Source organism: Paenibacillus haidiansis (assembly GCF_036553665.1).
GTDB classification, from domain to species: Bacteria; Bacillota; Bacilli; order Paenibacillales; family Paenibacillaceae; genus Fontibacillus; species Fontibacillus haidiansis.
The window spans coordinates 86,237-108,782 of sequence record NZ_JAZHPZ010000012.1; the positions used below are offsets into that span (position 1 = coordinate 86,237).

The window sequence follows — 22,546 nt, forward strand, 5'->3', positions numbered from 1 at the left end:
GGGAGGGAGGTCTGCTGCGTAAAACCATATGTAATCCGACCCCTCCAAAATATGTAATGTACAGATATCTCCAGAATAGATTCTTTTCTGTAAATAAGTCAACGCAAAATATGACATATTCCCAAAAGCTCATACAAATTTAGACAGAAAATTCGCATTGTATATATATTAATATGAATGTATAATAATACGTAATTACTTTTCGGTATATTTCATCCGGATTATAAACCGCGATTCATCCTGGAGAGGAGAAAGAGAGGTCAGCCAGTGAGTGGAGGAAAATTAAAAGTTGCCATCGTCGGTTCCACTGGGTATGGAGGAGTGGAGCTGATTCGTTTTTTATTGGGGCATCCGATGGTGGAGATTGCCTCGGTCATTTCATCATCCAGCGAGGGGGTACCGATCGCGGAAGGGTTTCCCCATCTGACGGAAATCATGACGCAAAATCTGGACGGTGTCGATCCGCAGGCCATTGCGGAGAAGGCGGACGTCGTGTTCACGGCTACACCTTCGGGCGTAAGCGGCAAGCTGGTTCCCGAGCTGCTGGCTGCCGGACTAAAAGTCATCGACCTTTCGGGGGACTTCCGGATCAAGGACGGCTCGGTGTATGAGGCCTGGTACAAACACGAAGCGCCGGATGCGAAGCTGCTGGAGCAGGCCGTTTACGGCTTGTGCGAACTCCATGGCGAGGACGTAAAGGGCGCGGACTTCATCTCGAATCCCGGCTGTTACCCGACCGCGACGCTGCTGGGGCTGATCCCGGCGTTAAAAGCGGGCTGGATCGATCCCAAAACGATCATTATCGACGCCAAATCCGGCGTATCGGGAGCGGGGAGAGGCGTTAGCCTGACCAACCATTTTGCCGAAATCAATGAGAATTTGAAAGTATATAAAGTCAATAAGCACCAGCATATCCCCGAGGTGGAGCAATGCCTGTCGCAGGTCGCGGGCGAGCCGGTGACTGTCACCTTTACGGCTCATTTGACGCCAATGACGCGGGGAATTATGAGCACGATGTATGCAAGCTTAAAGGGAGCGTATACGGAAGAGGATCTGATCAGGCTGTACCGGGAGTATTACGGAGGGCGGAAATTCGTCCGCATCCGCGAGGCCGGAAAATGGCCGGCTACCAAAGAAGTGTTCGGCTCGAATTATTGCGATATCGGCTTTGCCGTCGATCCCCGGACCGGGCGGCTGACGATCATTTCGGTCATCGACAATGTCGTGAAAGGGGCCGCCGGCCAGGCGATCCAGAATTTGAACCTGATGATGGGCTGGGACGAAACGACGGGGTTAATGCTGAGTCCGGTGTATCCATAGAAGATAAAGCCGCTTGTAAAAACGAAAGGAGAACGTCATGGGAGTAGTTAGTTTGTTCAGCGTAGCGCCGGAAGGCTCCATTACCTCGCCGAAGGGCTTTCAGGCAGGAGGGCTCCATTGCGGCTTGAAAAAAACCACGCGCAACGATCTCGGCGCGATCGTGTGCGAGGTGCCGGCGGTGGCGGCGGCCGTTTATACGACGAATGTGTTCCAGGCCGCCCCGCTGAAGGTGACGCGGGAATCGATCGCGTCGGGGGGGCGGAAGCTGCAGGCGATCGTCGTCAACAGCGGCAACGCCAACGCCTGCACCGGGCAGCAGGGCGAAGCCGACGCCTACGCCATGCGGGTCGCGGCGGCGGAAGCCTTCGGGCTGCCCGAGCATTACGTCGCCGTCGCTTCGACCGGCGTCATCGGCGAACTGCTGCCGATGGACCGCGTCCAGCGCGGGATCGCCGGGCTGCCGGCGGCGGTGGCTGTGGACGGCGAGGGGGCGGAGCAGTTCTGCCAGGCGATCCTCACCACCGACCTGGTGAAGAAAGAGGTGTGCGTCCGCCTCGCGGTGGACGGCCGCGAGGTGCTGATCGCCGGCGCCGCCAAAGGCTCCGGCATGATCCACCCCAACATGGCGACGATGCTCGCCTTTGTGACCACGGACGCCGCGGTGGAGCCGCAGGCGCTGCAATCTCTGCTCGGCGCGACGACCGACGTGACCTTTAACATGATCACGGTCGACGGCGATACGAGCACGAACGATATGCTGCTCGCGATGGCCAGCGGCCTCGCGGACAACCGGCCGCTCGCGCCGGGCCATCCCGACTGGGAGGCGTTCGCGGCCGCGTTCCGGCACGTGTGCGAGACGCTCGCGCAGGCGATCGCCCGCGACGGCGAAGGCGCCACTCGCCTCGTCGAGGTGACGGTGGAAGGCGCCGTCACCGACGAGTCCGCCCGCCGGATCGCCAAGACCGTGGTCGGCTCCAGCCTGGTGAAGTCGGCCGTGTTTGGGGCCGACGCCAACTGGGGCCGCGTCATCGCGGCGGTCGGCCGCGCCGGGGAGCCGGTGAACCCGGATACCGTGGATATCCGGCTCGGCGACATCGTCGTATTGTCCGGCTCCCGGCCGGTTCCGTTCGACGAGGAGGAAGCCCTCGCCTATTTGCAAGGCGACACGGTTGTCTTCCATATCGACCTGCATAACGGCAAAGGCGGCGCGACGGCCTGGGGCTGCGACCTGACCTATGACTATGTAAGAATCAACGCGGCATACCGCACTTAAATTTATATAAGGATCCACATTTGGAGAGGAGCGTTAAGATGAGAATCGTATTGGAAGGCGGCCAGTTGTCCGCCGTCGGCTTGGGGCTAAGCTCCAAACGCACATTTGTAATGAAATGCGGAGGAAGCACACTGGAGGAGCTGCCGGAGTCTTTTTACGAAGATTTGGCGGGGCTGCAGGAGAACGGCATCCAACCTGTAATCGTGCACGGCGGCGGCCCGGCGATCTCCGATAATCTGGCAAAGCTCGGGATCGAAACCCGCTTTGTCAACGGTTTGCGATATACCTCCGAACAGGTGCTGGATGTGGTGGAAATGGTGCTCGCCGGCAGCATCAACAAAAGAATAGTCCGTCGCATCGGACAATCCGGCGGCAAGGCGGTCGGCCTGTCCGGCGTGGACGGCAATCTGATCCAGGCCAAACCGGTGGCGAACGCAGCCGAGGTCGGCCTGGTGGGCGAAGTGGCCGGCATCAACGCGGCCCTGATCGAAGGCGTGGTGAAGCTCGGTTTTATGCCGGTCATCGCACCGGTCGGGATCGGACTTGACGGGCAACGCTACAATATCAACGCCGATACGGCGGCCGGGGCGGTAGCCTCGGTGCTGGGCGTGCAGCAGATGATCGTGGTCACGGATGTGCCGGGCATTTTGAAATCGATCAACGGCGAGAAAAAAGTGCTGCGGACCGCAACCGTACAGCAAATCGAGGATATGATCCAGACGGGCGAAATTTACGGCGGGATGATTCCGAAGGTCCGCGCGGCGGTCGCCTGCATCAGCGGCAAGGTCAATGAAGTCGTCATCGTCGACGGCAGCGAGCCGGGCGTGCTGGGCAAGGTGCTTAAAGGCGAAGCGATCGGGACCAGAATCGTGCGCATGTAGTAAGCTAAGATTCATTGGAAAAAGTCCAATGAACGAACACAGACAAGACCTGAAGATACAGCGAGGTTGGAAACCAATGAAAACCGCCGATGAAGCGGGAGCAGGATTTCTTCATTGGGATAATCCGACGGGAAGCTCAATCTTAACCGATAGGAGTTGAAAAGGATGGCTCAAGCCCATAGCGATTATCAGAATAAACAAGGAACCGCCGGTGCGGCTACCGATAACGAAACGAAAAGCGCGCTCTTCTCCACCTACGCCCGCTATCCGATCAGTTTGGTAAAAGGGCACGGCAGTTGGGTGTGGGACGACCAGGGCAACCGGTATCTCGACTTTATGAGCGGGCTCGCCGTAACCAACCTGGGGCATGCGCCGGAAAAGGTGAAAGACAAAGTAAAGGCTCAGCTCGACGAACTGTGGCATGTCTCGAACCTGTTCCAAATTCCGCAGCAGGAAAAAGCGGCCCGTTTACTCACCGAGGTGAGCTGTGCGGACGTGGTGTTCTTCTGCAATAGCGGGGCGGAGGCGAACGAAGCGGCGATTAAACTGGCGCGCCGTTATCACCAGAAGGTGAACGGGACGGACCGGTACGAAGTGATCACCTTCGAGCAATCGTTCCACGGGCGGACGCTGGCGACGCTGACCGCGACCGGCCAGCAAAAGGTCAAGGACGGCTTCCTGCCGCTGCCCGCCGGCTTCGTCACCGTGCCGCTGTACGACCTGGACGCCCTGAAGGCGGTGATCGGTCCGAATACCGCGGCCGTGATGCTGGAGATGGTGCAGGCCGAGGGAGGCGTGTATCCGGTCGATCGCGGCTTCGTGCAGGAGCTAGCGGCGCTGTGCAAGGCGGAAGGGCTGCTGCTCATCATCGACGAGGTGCAGACCGGCATGGGCCGGACCGGCAGCTGGTTCGCGCATCAGCAGTACGGCATTGAGCCGGATATTTTCACGGCGGCCAAGGGCATAGCCAGCGGTCTTCCGGCGGGTGCGATGCTGGCGAAGGAATACCTGCGCGAAGCGTTCACGCCGGGAACCCATGCCTCGACGTTCGGCGGAAACCCGGTAGCGGCGTCGGCGGTCGTGGCGACGATCGAAACGATGCTGGAGGAAAACACGCCGAAGCGGGCCGCGGTTACGGGAAGCTATCTGATCGGCCGCTTGCGCGAGGCGCTTGCGGATGAACCGTTCGTGAAGGAAGTCCGCGGCCTTGGACTGATCATTGGAATCGAATGCGAGGGACCGGTCGCCGAGCTGGTAACGGCCGGCCAGAAAAATAAACTGTTATTCGTCACGGCCGGGCCGAATGTTATCCGCCTGCTGCCGAATTTGAACGTGACCCGGGAGGAAGTCGATCAGGCCGTCGATACGCTGGCCGCCTTGATCGCCGCCTATACCGCGAAGGAGGAGAGCAATCTATGAGTTTGACCGAGCAAATCAAAAGCAACAGCATCAATCTCAGCGGAAGAGATTTTCTCGAGATGGACGATTACACAAGTGAAGAGATTAAATACTTGATCGACTTGGCGATCGAGATCAAGGCCAAACAAAAAAACGGCGAGGTCTATCAGCCGCTGAAGGGCAAGACCATCGGCCTCATTTTCGAGAAATCGTCGACCCGGACGCGCGTGTCCTTCGAAGTCGGCATGTACCAGTTGGGCGGGCACGCCCTATTCCTGAGCAAGAACGATATTCAGCTCGGCCGCGGCGAGACGATCGCCGATACGGCCGGCGTTATGTCGCGCTACCTGGACGGAATCATGATCCGTACCTTCGGTCACGACAAAGTTGTGGATCTGGCGAAGTACTCGACTGTTCCGGTCATTAACGGGCTTAGCGATCTGGCTCATCCTTGCCAGGTGCTGGCGGATTATCAGACCATCTACGAGCACAAAGGCGCTTTGCAAGGCTTAAAATTGGCCTATATCGGCGACGGCAACAATATGGCGCATTCGCTCATGATCGGCGGGGCGAAGCTCGGCGTACACGTGTCGGTAGCGGGGCCAGAAGGCTATGAGCCCGACCCGCAGGTCGTTGCAGCAGCGCAGGACATCGCCAAGTCGACCGGCGCGGTGATCGAAGTGGTCCGCGATCCGAAGGCCGCGGTGAAGGACGCCGATGTCATCTATACGGACGTATGGGCGAGCATGGGCTTCGAGGAGGAGCAGAAGGCGCGCGAAATCGCGTTCGCGTCCTACCAAGTCGACGAAGAGCTGGCCAAACACGCCAAGCCGGACTATCTGTTCATGCACTGTCTGCCCGCCCACCGCGGCGAGGAAGTCAGCGAAGGCGTGATCGACGGCGAACATTCGATTATTTTTGACCAGGCGGAAAACCGGCTGCATGCGCAAAAAGCGCTGATGGCGGCCCTGATGGGATAAATTAGACCATTCTTACTCTTTTTTAGGAGGAATCATCAATCATGGCAAAAGAAAAAATCGTACTGGCGTACTCGGGTGGTCTCGATACGTCGGTCATTCTGAAATGGCTGAAAGAGACTTATGACGCCGAAATTATCGCCTTCACGGCCGACATCGGGCAGAAGGAAGAGCTGGACGGCCTGGAGGAAAAAGCGCTGAAAACCGGCGCCTCCAAAGTATACATCGATGATTTGCGCGAAGAATTCGCCAAAGACTTTATCTTCCCGATGTTCCAATCGGGTGCGCTTTATGAAGGGCAATACCTGCTCGGCACAAGCATCGCCCGCCCGCTTATTGCCAAGCGCATGGTGGAAATCGCCCGCGCCGAGGGCGCGACGGCGATCGCCCACGGCGCCACCGGAAAAGGCAACGACCAAGTGCGTTTCGAGCTGGCGGCGGCCGCAATCGCGCCGGAAATCTCGGTGATCGCGCCTTGGCGCCTGCAAGAATTCCGCGACCGTTTCCCGGGCCGCGCCGAAATGATCGCCTACGCGGAAGCGAACGGTATCCCGGTTACCGCCTCGGCGGCCAAACCTTACTCCATGGACCGCAACCTGCTGCACATCAGCTACGAGAGCGGCGTGCTGGAGGATCCGTGGTTTGATGCTTCGGCGCCGGAAAACAAGGATATGTTCCTGCTCAGCGCTTCGCCGGAGGATGCTCCGGACCAGCCTGAATACCTGGAGCTGACATTTGAGCAAGGCAATTGTGTAGCGCTGAACGGCGAGCAGCTGGACCCGCTCCGTGTGATGGAGAAGCTGAACGAGCTGGGCGGTAAGCACGGGATCGGCCGCGTGGATATGGTCGAGAACCGTTTCGTCGGCATGAAGAGCCGGGGCGTATATGAAACGCCGGGCGGCACGATTCTGTTCACGGCGCACCGTAAAATGGAATCGCTGACGATGGACCGCGAAGTGATGAACCTGCGCGACAGCCTGATCACCCGTTACAGCACGCTCGTATACAACGGATTCTGGTTCGCGCCAGAGCGGCTGGCCCTGCAGGCGCTCGTGACGGAGAGCCAGAAGAATGTGACCGGCACGGTCCGCGTCAAGCTGTATAAGGGCAATATCATCGCAGCCGGCGTGAAGAGTCCGGTGAGCTTGTACAACCCGGATATCGCGACGATGGAAGCCGATCCGACGCAAGCCTATGACCAAGGCGACGCTACGGGCTTTATCCGCCTGAATGCGCTGCGCCTGAAGGTCGGCGCCGGTGTGGCACAGAGCAATCAATAGGAATGGCAAATAAGGAGTGGGTCAAGTGAGCAAGCTGTGGGGCGGACGTTTTACAAAGCAGACGAACCGGTTGGTGGAAGAGTATACCGCTTCGATCGGCTTTGATAAGGCGCTCGCGGAAGAAGATGTGCAGGGCAGCCTCGCGCATGTGACGATGTTGGGGAAATGCGGCATCCTTCCGGAAGAGGATGTCGAGAAAATCAAGGATGGTCTGCACACCGTGCTGAACAAAATCGCCCGGGGCGAGCTGGAATACTCCGTCTCGGATGAAGATATCCATATGAATATTGAGAAGCAGTTGATCGAAGAAGTCGGTCCCGTAGGCGGCAAGCTGCATACCGGGCGCAGCCGGAACGACCAGGTGGCGACGGATATGCATCTGTACCTGCGCAAGCGGGTGGTCGAGTTCACCGGCTTACTGCACGATTTGCAGGAGGCGCTGATCGGACAAGCGAAAGCGAACCAGGAGACGATCGTGCCCGGCTATACGCATTTGCAGCGGGCGCAGCCGATTTTGTTCGCCCATCATCTGATGGCTTACGTCTCGATGTTCCAGCGGGACATCGAGCGCCTGCAGGACAGCTACAAGCGCATCAATGTACTGCCGCTCGGCGCCGGAGCGCTGGCGGGAACGACGTTCCCGATCGACCGTCATTTCGTGGCCGAGCAGCTCCATTTCGACGCGGTGTACGAGAACAGTCTGGATGCGGTCAGCGACCGCGACTTTATCATCGAGTTCCTCGCCGACGCCTCGATTCTGATGATGCATCTGTCGCGGCTCAGCGAAGAGCTTGTCCTGTGGAGCAGCACCGAGTTCCGGTTCATCGAGCTGGACGACGCCTTTTGCACCGGCAGCAGCATCATGCCGCAGAAGAAAAACCCGGACGTGCCGGAGCTGGTTCGCGGCAAAACCGGCCGCGTCTACGGCAATCTGATGGGCCTGCTGACCGTGCTGAAATCGTTGCCGCTGGCCTACAACAAGGACATGCAGGAGGACAAGGAAGGCATGTTCGACACGGTGGAAACCCTACGCGGAGCACTGCAATTGTTCGGGCCGATGATCGCGACGATGAAGGTAAACGCCGGGGTCATGCGCGAAGCGGTGAACAAGGATTTCTCCAATGCGACGGATATCGCCGACTTCCTGGCAAACAAAGGGCTGCCGTTCCGGCAGGCGCATGAGGTCATCGGCAAAACGGTTCTGTACTGCATCGAGAACGGGAAATTCCTGCTCGATTTGACGCTGGAGGAATTTAAGAAGTTCTCGCCGCTGTTCGATGAGAGCATCTATCTGGTGCTTCAGCCCGAAACCGTGGTCAATGCACGGAATGTCTACGGCGGTACGGCTTCCGGACAGGTGGCCGCGGCGATCGCCCGGGCGGAGGACAAACTTCAATTCACCGCCGAGTGGGTGAAGGAGTACACCGAAAAAAGCAAATAATTCCGCAAGTAAAATGAAATTACAGCTCTCGTTTGGTGAGTAACGAGGGCTGTTTTTTATTTTTTTATATGAAAAATATGTTAATTTTCATAAACTTTCATTTAATTATAAAAATAACGTCATATATTGTCGAAATATTAGATAGATTGCTCATGGCAATGTCCCGTGAAAACGAGGCGATTTTATTAAAAAGGAGGAAAACTTGCGGGCATCCATAGAGTCTGACAATCATGAAAGTCATCTTGGGGGTTCAACATATTCGGTACATAGTTGGCAAATCAAGGGGGAGGTATATTTATGAAATCAATAATTAGGCGTATTGGAAGCCTGCTGGAGATAAGAACGCTTCGCAACAGGATGCTTAGTCTGTTCATGATCTTGCTGATCGTTCCCAACCTGGTCATCGCTTATTCAAGTCTGACCAGCTCAAGCGGCCAGCTGCAGGAAAAAATGAACGAAAGCACGAAAACGAGCGTCAATTTGTTGAATAACACGCTGAATCAGATCGTTGAAGCCGAGGTCCGAAACGTGGAGCAATTGGTGATGGAAATCGACTCCAAGCAGATCGACGCAAAATCGCCGGAATTGCGCAAGCATCTCGATTTGTTTATCGAGAACCATCCCGATCTGGAGAATATCGTGGTCGGAAACAATAACGGGGAATGGATGAAGGCGCCGGATCCGGGCAAGCAGGATTACGATCCGAGGGAAAGAGACTGGTATAAGGCGACGATGGCCGCTCCGGATCAAACGGTCATTCTCGATCCGTTCAAATCGGCGACGACGGGACACTACAATCTTTATATCAGCCGTGCCTTGCCGGACGGGGAGGGCGCGATCACGGTTTCGCTCAACCTGGCCAATGTCAATGAGATGGTCAAGGGGATACGTCTTGGGAACAGCGGCTACGTTTATATGATCGACAGAACCAATAAATTTACATCCCATCCGACCCGGGCGGTCGGAGACGAAGCCGTCGGGGATCATATCACGAAAATCCAAAGCGGCGAATCGGGATTCATCGATTATGACAACCCGGACACCGGCAAACCTCAAAGCGTATATTACGCCACGAACGAGCTGACCGGCTTCAAAATCGTCGGCGTCCTGTCAACGGACGAGTTCGTCGAGGCGTCGATGCCGATTTTTTGGACTTCTCTGATCGTGCTTGCCGTCTCTCTCATTGTGGCGGGCGTCCTGCTGTTCATCATCATCCGCAGCATGACCCGGCCGATCGAGAAGCTGAATCTGTCGGCGAAACGGGTAGGCGAAGGTTACTTGAACGAGGAAGTGGACATCAAGAGACGCGACGAAATCGGGCAGTTGGCCGGCAATTACAACGAGATGGTTAGCTCGATCCGCCGGATGGTTATGGGCATCTCCGACATATCGGGGCAACTTGCCGCATCCAGCGAGGAGCTGACGGCCGGAACCGAGCAGAACGCCAAGACAGTCGAATACGTCGTCGGTCTGGTGCAGGATGCCTCAACCGGCGCGGAGAACCAGGCCGCGGCTTCGGTCGAAAGCGCGAAGACGATGGAGGAAATGTCGCTCGGCATCCGCAAAATCGCGGAGGCATCCGGGGCGATTGTCGAGTCCTCCGTGCAGACGGGGGAGGACGTAAAATTCGGCAGCGAAAAAGTCGGCCTGGTCGGGCGGCAAATGGAGGAGATTCACCGCTCCACCCGGGAATCGGCTGATTTGATGAGTCAGATGGATGAGCTGAGCGCTCAAATTTCCGGAATGAGCAGCGCGATTACCGATATAGCGGTTCAGACGAATCTGCTGGCGCTCAACGCGGCCATCGAGGCGGCCAGAGCCGGCGAAGAAGGCCGGGGATTTGCGGTGGTGGCCGGGGAAGTACGGAAGCTGGCGGAGCAATCCAGAGAGACTTCCGAGCGCATCCAGCACAATATTTCACAGATGGTCGAGCTGGCGGGGAAAGTGTTTAACGTCATGAATCATCAGGTGATCGAGAGCGTGGAACGCGGCATCCTGGTCACCGAGGAAGCCCAAAACGCCTTCGGGCAAATCGAAAAATCGACGAAGCGGATTGCCGAGCAGATTCACGAGGTTTCCGCGATTACGGAACAAATGTCGGCCAGTGCGGACGAGATCGCCGATTCGGTGGCGCAGATTTCCCAAACCTCTTCGAAGAGCCTGGACTCCTTCCAAAGCGTAACTGCGGCGACGCAGGAGCAATTGGCTTCAATGGAGGAAATCTCCTCGGCTTCGAATGGACTGGCCCGCATGGCGGCGGACATGCATGCCCAAATCGAGCATTTTAAATTATAAGAGTTAGCCGGAAGTGCCGGTTACGTGTCTTTAAGGATACGTAACCGGCATTTTTTATCTTTGACGGAGATCCCGGGTTCCATCATTCTCTTTCTTTACCGAGTAACAATGTTATGTTACACTCGTGGAGTAAGAAAGGAGCAGCAAAATGAGTGAAGAATTAATCTCCAAAAAAGAACTGCTGGACTTGACCGGAATTTCCTATGGGCAACTGTACCGTTGGAAACGGAAAAGCCTGATTCCGGAGCAGTGGTTTATCCGCAAGTCGTCATTCACGGGACAGGAAACTTTTTTTCCGCGCGAAAAAATACTGCAGCGCATAGATCGGATCCTGAACATGAAGGAGGATCTGTCGCTTGACGACTTGGCCGATGTGTTTTCGCCGAATCCGGGAGAGGTGAGCCTAAGCGTTGAAGAATTATTGGAACGAAACATTGTTACCTCAACATCCTTGAATCTATACCTTGAAACTGTAAACATTACAGACCAGCCTATCCTTGGCTTCGAAAAAATTCTCGTTGTTTATGCGCTCGATTTGTTGCTGCTCAGCGGGGATATTTCTTTGGAGGAAGGGCGGCTTTTGGTCCGGACATTGGACAAATATTTTCCCGGGAAGACCGGGCGGGAATGCGCCGTAGGCCTGACGAGAAAGATGGGTGTGCCTGTATTCTTCCTGGTACCGGGGGACGGCGGCATGTTTGTGGACGACGAAACGCGGACAGTTGCGAAACTGTCCATGGCTCGCTGCACGGAAGAGTTGAAATTACGGATGGGCGGGAGTGAAGGTTAAATGAATGAGCAGCAAGCAAGGAATTTGAAAATCAACGGGATCGGCCAGTCGGCCGGAGGCACTTACGGCAAGATCAGCACGGACGGAATCGCCACGTTGAACGGGGACACGGATTGCGTTTCGCTGACTTCCAACGGAACCCTAAAGCTGAAGGGATCGGCGCGGGCTCAGGAGTTCAGGATGAACGGCAAAGCTTCGGCGGAGGGGCCGTTGTACGGGAAAAAGCTCAGGATCGACGGCATGCTGAACATCGCCGGCGATTTGCGGGTGGAACAGAATGATATCAACGGTATACTCACGATTACCGGCAGCGCCTCCGGCGAACGTATGGAGATTGACGGAAGCATGAAGCTGGAAGGCAGTGCCGAATTTGAGACCTTCAAGGTACACGGCGGTTTTCAGATCGGGGAAATGCTGAACGCTGGAACGCTGGATATTTATATGGCCGGCGCTTGCCGGGCCAAAGAAATCGGCGGGGAACGCATTCAGGTCCGCAGAAAAGCAAGCGCCCGGAGTCTTTTGGCTTTCTTGTCGCCTGCTTTGGCGGTACGTCTTACCGCCGATGTTATCGAAGGCGATGATATCAGACTGGAGGAGACCAAAGCGGATGTCGTCCGCGGCAATTCCGTGATCATCGGTCCGGGATGCGAGATCGGACGCGTAGAATACCGGCATCGTTATGAGGCCGACCCGAGTGCATCCGTCGGCCGCGCGGAGCAGGTTTAACCGGAAACCCGAAACAGGTTGATTATAGGAGGCGAAAATAAATGAACGATTCCAAGCGGGAGGAACATCTGCATGATTTGAGGCTCGTCGGCGAAAGCTCTTCGAACGGCGGCATTTTTCAAAAGGTTCATGTGACGGGGGATGCGGAGATTCACGGAAGTCTGGACTGCCGTACGTTCAAATGCACCGGGAATACCAAGGTTGACGGCAGCTTGCGCAGCGATAGTATACGCACAACGGGGAATCTTGAGATCGAGGGGGAACTGCATGTCGCCAAGATGCGCCTGACCGGCGAAATTCGGGCAAAGGGAAGCGTTTCGTGCGAAGAGCTCCATGTATTTGGAAATACGATCGCGAATCGTGGAATACAAGCGGAACAATTACGGCTCAAAGGCGGAATTCAGACGGAAGGGATGCTTAACGCGGAGAGGTTGGAGCTGCGAATGATCGGCCGCAGTAAAACGGGAGAGATCGCGGGTACGAGCATTGACATTGCCCCGCATATGGCGCAGAAATGGACGCCTTGGATCAGGCTCGGAGAGACCCCCGAGCTTGAAGCGAGCGTCATCGAAGGTGATGTGATCCGGTTGGAAAATACGCAGGCCGACATCGTCCGCGGCGGCGATGTGACGATCGGGCCGGGCTGCCGGATTCGCCTTGTGGAATACAGTATTGCGTGCCACCGGGATAAACAAGCCGAAGTCGGGCAAAGCGTCAAGATCGATCCGCCGTTATGATCCGATATGGCCCTTCCGTCCGGCCGAATAGCCGAACAGGATGGTCGCCACGGAGACGGCGGTGATCGTGGCCAGCGGCGCGGCCCATCCCCCGCTCAAGTCGTGGATAAAGCCGAACAGGGTCGGGCCGACCGCCGCCAGCAGGTAGCCGAGCGATTGGGCCATCCCGGACAACTGGGAGGCTTGCTCGGACGAGCGCGTACGCAGGGCGAAGAAGAGGATGACCAGGCTGAAGGTCGTGCCGCTTCCGAGCCCGATCAGCGTAATGAACAGCGGTGCCAGGGCCGCCGGGCCGAGCCATATCCCGCCGAAGCCGACCAGGAAGAAGGCCGAGGAGCCGGCGGCGAGCCATTTTTGGCTCTGCATGCGCGATGCGATGAGCGGCATCAGGAACGAGCCGGCCATGCTGAAGAGCTGCATCAAGGACAGCATCCAACCCGCCTTATCCATGCTCATGCCTTGCTCATGAAGGATCTCCGGCAGCCAGGATACCCCGATATAGAACATGACGGATTGAAAACCCATGAAAATCGTCACCTGCCAGGCGATGGCCGACCGCCAGACCGTGCCGGAGCGGCGGGTGCCGTCTGCGGCGGACTCGGCGGCAGGACCGGATGCGGACCCGGCTGCGGGGGTAACTGCGGTAGAGCCGGCACTGGTAGCGCCGCGGCCGTTCGCCGCGGCACCTTCGGCAGGTCCCCGCGAGACACGGTGGCGCCGGGCCAGCGGCAACCAGACCAGGGCGGTGACTGCCGAGAGTATGAACCAGCAGGTCAATGCTCCCCGCCACCCCAGCGCGGTGCGGGAGAGCGGCATGCTGATGCCGGAGGCAGCGGCGGACCACAAATTCATGAGTGACGTATAGAGGCTCGTCATCAATCCGAGCCGCAGCGTGAAGTCGCGCTTGATCAAGCCGGGCACCAGCACGTTGGCGATCGCGATGGCGATGCCGATCAATGCCGTCCCGCCGAACAAGGCGGAAACCGTGGGCAGCGAACGCAGCAAAATCCCGCCCGTCATCAGAATCATGCTGTACAGCAGCGTTCGTTCCATGCCGAGCCGTGCGGACAGCTTGGGCGCGGCGAGGGAGAACACCGCGAAGGCGATCAGCGGGAGGGTCGTCAGCATGCCGGCGAATGTATGCGACAGGCCGGTGTCGGCCTGTATTTCGCCGATCAGCGTCCCGACCCCGGTAATCGGCGCCCGCAGCGTCGACGCGGTCAGCATTACCGCGACAACGAGCAGCGCGCTAGCCGCGCCGCGCGGCAGCGCCTCATTTTTTTCCAAACTCAATTCGCTTGAAGAACGCTGTTTCGTATAAACTTTAGATTTTCGCTCCATATTCGGAGCGTTGATATTTTGCTTCATGGTCACTGCCTGTTCCTTTCCAGGTTTTCCCGAACATCATGCAAGATATAGATATGATCTCCACCAATATCGATAAAATATCGATACAAAATAGCCTTATTCAATTCACCGGAATGATCTGTATCTGTGAAATAACGATAAATTTATCGTTAGCCGAGGGCTGGCTTTCAAGTTCTTCACATGCTTTGTCAGGTGGCTCCACCTTATCATATGAAAACTTTTTCAATCAATAGCTTTAGAAAATAGTTTTCATCGATCGGAGAAATACGGTAGAATTATGGTGAATATATACAACTTGCTGCAATCGGCAGCATGTTGTCATTTGCGCGATTGTCGTGAAGCACACGCCATTTGCCCGGATCGGTCTTACGATCCGCCGGCAAGCGGCGTTTTTTATTTTCCATATGGGAAGAAAGTGGGGGAAACCATGGGATATGCGGAAGCTTACGCTTCATTAATGAGCCGTCATTTGGCGGCGAGACAAGGGGAAGGTTTAAGGAGATTGCAGGAAGGGCATGGGCATGCGGAAAGATTGTTCGCGGAAACGGTATGGTGGCCCGCTTTTGGACATTTTGAGCATCTTCATCCGGAATATGAGATCAGCGACTTTAAGGACGGCTTCCGATACCTCGATTATGCCTATACTCCAAAGGACTTGCGGCTGGCGATAGAAATTGACGGTTTCGGGCCGCATTGGAGAAATATTGGCCGCACGCAGTTCTCGGACCACTGCCGCCGCCAGAACGATCTGATCATCGACGGCTGGAAAGTGCTGCGCTTTACTTACGATGATGTAAAGGACACCCCGCGCTACTGTCAGCAAAAGCTCCAGCAGTTTATGGGAAGATGGCTGGGCGAGCAAAGGCAGACGGAAGGAATCGACTGGACTGAAAAGGAGGTAATACGTCTATTCCTCCGCATCGGAAGGCCGCTGACTCCGGGGGATATCCGCGAGCAGATGGGGGTGGGAGGCAAAAAGGCTAGGGCTTTGCTCCAGAGCTTGGCCCGGAAAGGGTGGATCCAACCCGCCAGTGGCGAGAAGCGCATTCGTTCCTATTGTCTGAGTATGGAGGGGAAGGACTTGCTACTCTAAGTAAGCTCGCTCCTCCCTAGCCGTGCATCTGTCGCAGGATAAGGTCCATTTTGGGCGCTATTTAGTGAAATTGAGCTGAATTAGGGGGAATAGCGTCCTTTTTGGACCTTATTGTGTGAATTGGAGGGCATATTAGGCGTTTTGGGCCTGAGTTAGTGGGATAAGGTCCATTTTGGGCGCTATTTAGTGAGATTGGGTCGAAACCGGGGAAATAGCGTCCCTTTTGGACCTTATTGTGTGAATTGGAGGGCATATTAGGCCATTTTGGGCCGGAATCACTGGAATAAGGTCCGTTTTGGACGCTATTTTGCGATATTGAGTCGAAACCGGGGAAATAGAGCCTTTTTTGGACCTTATTGCGTGAATTCGAGGGCATATTAGGCCGTTTTGGGCCGGAATCACTGGGATAAGGTCCATTTTGGGCGCTATTTTGCAATATTGAGCCGAAATCTGGGAAATAGCGTCCCTTTTGGACCTTATTATGTGAATTGAAGGCTATATTGGGCCGTTTTGGTCAAGATTCACTGGAATAAGGTCCTTTTAGGACACTATTCTCGAACAAATCCAGTACTTTGGAGAAATAGCGCCCTAAAATGCCGCTATTTCTGGCGGTCACCGGAGATGGGCGCGGGAAGGGCGGGGCTGGCCAAATCATGGCAGCTTTGGCCCTTCAATACCGTCCTCCAAAATCGGAGGGGACGGCTTCGCTGATGGCGGGCGAGGGTTCGCTGCGCCGTCCCCGCTGCCGCCGGAGACGGCGATGACGTTCGGCTGGGCCGGGTACGTGTCGCGCGACAGCAGCGCGGTGCCGGCGGGGGAACCGCCGGCGTATTTGGTCCGGTACGTCTCCACGACGTAACCGGGCTTGCCGGCAAGGACAACCTCCCGGCTTCCTTCCGGAAGGCCGGGGCTCACGACGAATTTGTCCGGCGCCGGGAGGATCTCCACCGTCCGGGACTCGATCCGGTAGGTGACGCTCTCCGGCGTGCCGCCGAACAGCTTGACCGTGAGGCGGCCGTCCCGAACCCGGGCCGAGATGAGCAGATGATGTTCGCTGGTGTTTTTGAAGCGGAAATTAATGTAGCCTTCGGCGAAGGTGGCGTCCCGGCCGAGCGGCACATAGCTGACCGGCAGAGTGTGGTTGCGCCGCTCCACCATCTCAAGGCCGGCCAGCAGGGCGGCGTTGTACAGCGTGCTGGACACCTGGCAGATGCCGCCGCCCACCCCCGGGACGAGCTTGCCGCCGAAGATGACCGGCGCTTCGCGGAAGCCGTAGTCGCGCTCGGCCGCCGCGACGGCCTTGGCGTAGTCGAAGACGCCGCCCGGCGCCAGCACCAGGCCGTCGATGCTGCGCGCCGCCGCCTCGACATTGTGCAGCCGTCCGGCTCCGCTTGTTTGCAGCCCGGTCGAGTATTCGGCGATTTTGCGGACGATGCCCTCCCGCTTCAGGGTCTCGACCGTGACGCCCGGCTGCACCTGCGTGAGCGGCAGCTCCACCGCTACAGCGGGCCATGCCGCACCACTGCCTTGGCCCGCGCCGCCCGCGCCAGCGGCCCTACCGTGGCCCGCAGCGGCCCCGCCGGGGCCATCCGCGCCGCCACCCGGAACGGCTGCGCCCGGTATCGCCGCCTGAACCCGGACGGTGAGGGCGTCCCAATCGATCCGCAGCGCCGGGCGCCCGGGCAGGTAGCGGATGCCGTCGTCCTCCCCGATCGTCCGGACGGCATTCACCGGCGTGCCGAAATGCTGTTTCTCCCAAGCGGGGCTCAATGTTTGCTTCAAAACGGCGGGGTTAAACGCCGTCTGAAGCTCCCAGGATTTTGCAAAATTTTTACGAGCCCAAGCACGCTCCCACAAACTTCCGGCGGAAAGCGACATCAACTCCGTACGAAACGCGGGCGCATCCCAGGACACCCCGGCTTGTTTCCAGGTCAGACCGACCTCCGCCGCACCCCCATTGGCAGAACTTAAAGCGTAATCCGGTGCGGTGAGCCTAATTTCACTCCGCTCCATCGCCGATATAGTTTTATCGAGCAATTCCAACGCCTGCCGGGCTTCCAGCCCGCCAAGCCCGATTCCGCCCACCGAAGTCCCGGTAGGCACGGTATCGCGGGACGCATAAAGCCAAAGCCCGGCATAGAGGGCCAGTACAAGAACGATTCCGTCCAAGCAAGAGATAAGCAGAGACAGGCCTTTTATTCGCATACCGTTCTCCTTTTCTGCAAAGGCGTTTATTTCGGGGATTCGGGCTCTTTTGCCCGCTGCCGGATTGGAAAAATACTGTGTACAACCATATATATGATGAAAATCTGGAAACTTTCGGGTACTCAAAAGGTAACATATTTGTTACAATAGGAATCGGACTGATGAAATAACTCGGCTTTTAAAGGAATTGGCAGGAACATGTCGAATGTATTTTTTTAGAGATACAGAGATACAACTTAGCGTTTGTAATCAAGGTTTAGGACGTGATTAAGTGATAGAAATGCAGGATGTGTGGAAGACGTACCCGAACGGAACGCATGCGCTCAAAGGAGTTTCGGTCAAGATCGACCGCAATGAGTTTGTATACCTGGTCGGACCGTCCGGTGCGGGGAAATCGACCTTTATGAAGCTTATTTACCGGGAGGAAGTGCCGACAAAAGGGCAGATTTCCGTCAACGGTTTTAATATCGGCAAGCTGAAGCAGCGCAAAATTCCCTATGTCCGCCGAAATATCGGCGTGATTTTTCAGGATTTTCGCCTATTGCCCAAGCTGACCGCCTATGAGAATGTCGCCTTTGCACTGGAGGTCATAGAAGCCCCCAAAAAGGTCATCAAAAAGCGCACGATGGAGGTGCTTGAGCTCGTCGGACTCAAGAATAAAGCCAATCGCGATCCGTCCCAGCTGTCGGGCGGCGAACAGCAGCGCGTGGCGATCGCGCGGGCGATCGTCAACAATCCGTCGGTTATCATCGCGGACGAGCCTACCGGAAACCTCGACCCGGAGACTTCATGGGGAATTATGCAGCTGCTCGACGAGATCAATTTCCGCGGCACCACGATCGTCATGGCAACGCATAACAAAGAGATCGTCAATACGATGCGCAAACGCGTCATCGCCATAGAACACGGCAACATCGTCAGAGACCAGCTGAGAGGGGATTACGGGTATGAGTTTTAACACCTTTCTCAGACACTTGCGGGAAGGCGCGAGAAACGTACTTCGCAACGGCTGGATGTCGGTAGCGTCGGTTACATCGATCGTCGTTTCCTTGTTCATTCTGGGCGTGTTTGTACTGTTGGTGCTCAATGTCAATTCATTTGCCGATGAGGCCGACAGCCAGGTGCAGATCAGCGCCTACCTTTCCTCGGATGTCGACGACGCGACGCGGGAGCAGCTGCAGAACGAAATCGGGATGATGGAGGAAGTAAGCCGGGTAACCTTGATTCCGAAGGCCGAAGGGCTCAAGGATTTCAGGGAAAAGCTCGGGGAGGAAGGCAAGGATTTACTGGAAGGGTACGACGAGACGACCAACCCGATTCCCGACACGCTGAAGGTCGAGGTAATCGAACCTACCACCGTACCTTATGTGGCCGGCAAAATCAGCGCTCTTAACGAGAAATATCAGAATAATCCGATCTATAAAGTAAATTATGGCCAAGGGACCACCGAGAAATTGTTCAAAATTACGAGAATGGTCCGCAACATCGGCTTTGCTTTTGTGGCCGGGTTGGGCCTGATGGCGATGTTCCTGATTTCGAATACGATCCGCGTCACGATCCTGGCCCGCCGCCGGGAGATCGGCATTATGAAGCTGGTGGGGGCGACGAATTCGTTCATCAGGTGGCCGTTCTTCGTCGAGGGTGCCCTGATCGGGTTTATCGGTTCGATCATTACCGTCGGCGTGCTGTTTTTCGGGTACAAGGAACTGGTCGATTCGGTGAAATCGGACATTACGCTCGCCTTTCATTTGATTCCCGTGAACGAGATCGGTTTACCTATTTCGGGTCTGCTGCTCGCTCTCGGACTTCTGATCGGGATCTGGGGCAGCACCATGTCGATCCGCAAATTTTTGAAAGTCTAATTCAATTGAAGCAACCAAAAAAGAAGGATGGGGAAACGAAGTTGAAAAAGTGGATATCCGTTGTTGCCGTCGTCGCTTTAACCGCTGCGATCTTCCAGCCTACAGAAGGTTATGCCAAATCGAAAACGATCAGCGAGATCGATAAGGAATTGAAACAGCTTCAGGAACAGGCCAAGCAGGCCAAATCCCAGCAGGAAAAGGCCGAGCAAAAGAAACAGACGGCCCAGCATTACGTCAACAAGAACACCAACTATTTAAAACAAGTGATGGAACAGATGGATATCGTCAGCAACGAGCTGGCCAAAATCTCCCTTGATATTGAAAATACGGAACAAAGCCTGCGCGAAACCGCGACCAAGCTGGACGAGACGAAGGCGCGGATCGAAGAGCGTTCGGACCTGCTCGATTCGCGGGTCCGGCTGATGTATACCGATGGGGCCGTGTCTTATTTGGACGTGCTCTTATCGTCGACGAGCTTCACCGACTTCCTGGAACGGGCCGATTCGCTGCAAGCGATCGCCAATCAGGATCATATTTTGCTGGAGGAGCACAAGCAGGATAAGGAGCTCCTGGTAGAGCAGCAGCAGCAGTTGGAAGACGAGTACGCCAAGATCAAAACCTTGTATGCCGACGCGGAAGAGCGAAAGAGCATCCTGGAAGAGAAAGAGAACGAGAAACAGCAGCTCATCGCCCAATATTCCGATGAAATCGAGGAGTCGGACGATATCAGCGAAGAGCAGGAGAAGCTGCTCGTCGAACTGGCAACCAAACGGGCGGCCTTGGAAAAAGAGAAGAACAAGCTGAAAGCGGCGCAAGTCTATGCTTACAAAAAGAGCAGCTCTTCCGGCGGATTCAAAGGCAGCGGCGGCTCGATGCAGGTTCCCGTCGACGGCGCCCGCCTGTCCTCGAATTACGGCACACGCATTCATCCGATTACCGGCGTGAAGAAGACGCACACCGGCGTCGACCTGGCGGCTCCGCAAGGGACGGATATCCATGCGGCCGAAGGCGGCGTGGTTATCGTCGCCGAATGGTGGAGCGGATACGGCAACACGGTCATCATCGACCACGGGAACAATGTCTGGACGCTGTACGGCCATATCCGCAACGGCGGAATCAAAGTGGAGAAGGGCCAGAAGGTAAAGAAAGGCGAGAAAATCGCCGAAGTCGGCAGCACCGGCAATTCGACCGGTCCGCATTGCCACTTTGAAGTACGGATTAACGGCAGCCCGGTAGACCCGATGCCATATTTATAATAAAATAAATTTGCCGATAGAAACGGATAGCCGTCCGTAACAGACGGGCTGTCCGTTTTTCGTTCATGGAGGGTTTATTTAATATTCTGCGGACACGGGACATATACTTAATAGACAAACATAGGCGGTGAATTCATGTATAAGAAACGTACAGTAGCTTTGCTTGTGGTCGTGGCGATGGTGTTCGGCAGCTTGCTCACCTTGACCTTGACCGGTCAATGGAGTTCGGCGGATACGGGGCCGCTGCGCAGCGGCATTTTTGCCGATACGGCAGGGACGAGTTCCAAAGAAGGAATCAAAAAGATCGAAACTGCGCTGGAACTGGTCCAAAAAAATTATGTGGAGGGCGTGGACCGGCAGAAGCTGGTCGACGGCGCGATCGACGGGATGATGAATGCGCTCGGCGATCCTTTCTCCTCGTACATGGGTCCGGAGACCGCCCAACAATTCTCCGAGCAGATTGAAGGCTCGTTTACCGGAATCGGAGCGGAAGTATCCATGGAGAACGGCAACGTGGTCGTTGTATCGCCGATTAAGGGCTCCCCGGCGGAAAGGGCCGGGATCAAGCCGAAGGATATTTTGCTGTCGGTGAACGGGGAATCGTTCGAGGGACTGAGCCTGAATGAAGCGGTCGCGAAAATTCGCGGGCCCAAAGGCACCGAGGCCAAAATCAAAGTCAAGCGCGCGGGCACCGCGACGACGCTCGAGTATACGATTATCCGCGACGATATCGCGCTGGAAACGGTCTATGCCCGGATGGAAGAGGGCAAGGTCGGCGTCATTGAAGTGACCGAATTCTCGATGAATACGGCCGAGCGGTTCAAACAGGAGCTGGCCAATCTCGAGAAGCAGGGCATGAAGGGGCTTGTCATCGACGTGCGCAACAACCCCGGCGGGGTGCTCCAGATCGTGGTCGATATGGCGGAGCAATTCGTGCCGAAGGGCAAGGGGATCGTACAGGTCGAGGACAAAAACAAGCAGCGGGAGCAGACTTTGTCCCAGGGCTCCGGCAAAAGCTACCCGATCGCGGTCATCACCAACAAGGGCAGCGCCAGCGCATCGGAAATTTTGGCCGGCGCGCTACAGGAGTCGGCGAACGCCAAGCTGATCGGCGAAGCCACTTACGGCAAAGGCACGGTGCAAACGAGCTTCAGCCGCGAGTTCGGCGACGGCAGCCTGCTTAAGGTGACGATCGCCAAATGGCTGACGCCAAACGGCGAATGGATTCACAAGAAGGGGATCGAGCCGGATGTTCCGGTAGCTCAGCCGGACTATTTCTCGGTAGCCCCGATTAATAAAGAGAAGACCTACAAATACGATATGCTTGGCGATGATATCAAAAGCGCTCAAACCATGCTGCAGGGCCTCGGTTACGAGACGGGCCGCAGCGACGGATACTTCAGCAAAGCTACGGAAACCGCGCTGAAGAAGTTCCAAACCGACCATAAACTCGAGGCGACGGGAGTTCTGGACGCCAAAACGGCGGAGGCGCTTGAAGCCAGTCTGGTCGAGCAAATCCGCGATCCGAAAAACGATAATCAAATGAACCGGGCAATCGAGGTCATCCGGAAGGAAATCGCCGCACCGGTGTCGAAGGAATAAGAAGGCTGCTATTTAGCCTTCTTTTTTTCTGCTCGGTCAAAC

General features: G+C 56.2%; 18 protein-coding genes. 16 read left to right on the forward strand and 2 right to left on the reverse strand.

The window, feature by feature from the left end; translation table 11 throughout:
• Positions 1-267: 267 nt before the first annotated feature.
• The 11 genes from argC to V3851_RS20020 all read left to right on the forward strand — a co-directional run bounded on the left by argC (position 268) and on the right by V3851_RS20020 (position 13,118).
• Positions 268-1,320, forward strand: coding sequence for an N-acetyl-gamma-glutamyl-phosphate reductase (argC, locus tag V3851_RS19970; RefSeq protein WP_331848324.1), 1,053 nt, complete (start codon positions 268-270; stop codon positions 1,318-1,320).
• A gap of 37 nt (positions 1,321-1,357) precedes the next feature.
• A complete protein-coding gene (argJ, locus tag V3851_RS19975; protein ID WP_331848325.1) occupies positions 1,358-2,593 on the forward strand; it encodes a bifunctional glutamate N-acetyltransferase/amino-acid acetyltransferase ArgJ in 1,236 nt (411 codons plus the stop codon).
• A gap of 38 nt (positions 2,594-2,631) precedes the next feature.
• The gene (gene argB, locus V3851_RS19980; protein ID WP_331848326.1) at positions 2,632-3,474 is read left to right on the forward strand and encodes an acetylglutamate kinase; all 843 of its coding nucleotides are present in this window, start codon (positions 2,632-2,634) and stop codon (positions 3,472-3,474) included.
• A 165-nt stretch (positions 3,475-3,639) separates the two neighbouring features.
• A complete protein-coding gene (locus V3851_RS19985; protein WP_331848327.1) occupies positions 3,640-4,893 on the forward strand; it encodes an acetylornithine transaminase in 1,254 nt (417 codons plus the stop codon).
• Positions 4,890-5,852 carry an ornithine carbamoyltransferase gene (argF, locus tag V3851_RS19990; protein ID WP_331848328.1) on the forward strand — a complete coding sequence of 321 codons (963 nt, stop codon included), beginning with the start codon at positions 4,890-4,892 and terminating at the stop codon, positions 5,850-5,852. The genes V3851_RS19985 and argF overlap by 4 nt, the downstream gene beginning before the upstream one ends.
• 41 nt (positions 5,853-5,893) lie before the next feature.
• Positions 5,894-7,129: an argininosuccinate synthase gene (locus V3851_RS19995; RefSeq protein ID WP_331848329.1), complete on the forward strand. Its 1,236-nt coding sequence runs from the start codon at positions 5,894-5,896 to the stop codon at positions 7,127-7,129.
• A gap of 25 nt (positions 7,130-7,154) precedes the next feature.
• Entirely contained in the window at positions 7,155-8,570 is a 1,416-nt protein-coding gene (gene argH / locus V3851_RS20000; protein WP_331848330.1) for an argininosuccinate lyase, read from the forward strand.
• A 297-nt stretch (positions 8,571-8,867) separates the two neighbouring features.
• On the forward strand, positions 8,868-10,865 hold the full coding sequence (locus tag V3851_RS20005) for a methyl-accepting chemotaxis protein (protein WP_331848331.1): 1,998 nt from the start codon (positions 8,868-8,870) through the stop codon (positions 10,863-10,865).
• A 148-nt stretch (positions 10,866-11,013) separates the two neighbouring features.
• Entirely contained in the window at positions 11,014-11,655 is a 642-nt protein-coding gene (locus tag V3851_RS20010) for a YhbD family protein (protein ID WP_331848332.1), read from the forward strand.
• Entirely contained in the window at positions 11,656-12,381 is a 726-nt protein-coding gene (locus V3851_RS20015; RefSeq protein ID WP_331848333.1) for a hypothetical protein, read from the forward strand.
• A gap of 41 nt (positions 12,382-12,422) precedes the next feature.
• Positions 12,423-13,118: a hypothetical protein gene (locus V3851_RS20020; RefSeq protein WP_331848334.1), complete on the forward strand. Its 696-nt coding sequence runs from the start codon at positions 12,423-12,425 to the stop codon at positions 13,116-13,118.
• On the opposite strand, the gene V3851_RS20025 is transcribed toward V3851_RS20020, so the two are convergent.
• On the reverse strand, positions 13,113-14,486 hold the full coding sequence (locus V3851_RS20025; protein ID WP_331848335.1) for a CynX/NimT family MFS transporter: 1,374 nt from the start codon (positions 14,484-14,486) through the stop codon (positions 13,113-13,115). The two genes, V3851_RS20020 and V3851_RS20025, sit on opposite strands and share 6 nt — an antisense overlap.
• A gap of 427 nt (positions 14,487-14,913) precedes the next feature.
• On the opposite strand from V3851_RS20025, the gene V3851_RS20030 reads away from it, so the two are divergent.
• Positions 14,914-15,579: a DNA-binding response regulator gene (locus V3851_RS20030; protein ID WP_331848336.1), complete on the forward strand. Its 666-nt coding sequence runs from the start codon at positions 14,914-14,916 to the stop codon at positions 15,577-15,579.
• A gap of 651 nt (positions 15,580-16,230) precedes the next feature.
• On the opposite strand, the gene V3851_RS20035 is transcribed toward V3851_RS20030, so the two are convergent.
• The gene (locus V3851_RS20035) at positions 16,231-17,784 is read right to left on the reverse strand and encodes a VanW family protein (protein ID WP_331848337.1); all 1,554 of its coding nucleotides are present in this window, start codon (positions 17,782-17,784) and stop codon (positions 16,231-16,233) included.
• Between the two features lie 271 nt (positions 17,785-18,055).
• Between V3851_RS20035 and ftsE the strand changes: the two genes are divergently transcribed.
• The 4 genes from ftsE (at position 18,056) to V3851_RS20055 (ending at position 22,504) form a co-directional block, all read left to right on the forward strand.
• Positions 18,056-18,742, forward strand: a complete 687-nt coding sequence (gene ftsE / locus V3851_RS20040) for a cell division ATP-binding protein FtsE (RefSeq protein WP_331848338.1) — start codon at positions 18,056-18,058, stop codon at positions 18,740-18,742.
• Positions 18,732-19,646, forward strand: coding sequence for a permease-like cell division protein FtsX (gene ftsX, locus V3851_RS20045; protein WP_331848339.1), 915 nt, complete (start codon positions 18,732-18,734; stop codon positions 19,644-19,646). Before ftsE ends, ftsX begins: the two co-directional genes overlap by 11 nt.
• Positions 19,647-19,687: 41 nt before the next feature.
• Positions 19,688-20,902, forward strand: coding sequence for a murein hydrolase activator EnvC family protein (locus V3851_RS20050; RefSeq protein ID WP_331848340.1), 1,215 nt, complete (start codon positions 19,688-19,690; stop codon positions 20,900-20,902).
• A gap of 135 nt (positions 20,903-21,037) precedes the next feature.
• Entirely contained in the window at positions 21,038-22,504 is a 1,467-nt protein-coding gene (locus V3851_RS20055; protein ID WP_331848341.1) for a S41 family peptidase, read from the forward strand.
• Positions 22,505-22,546 lie beyond the last annotated feature (42 nt).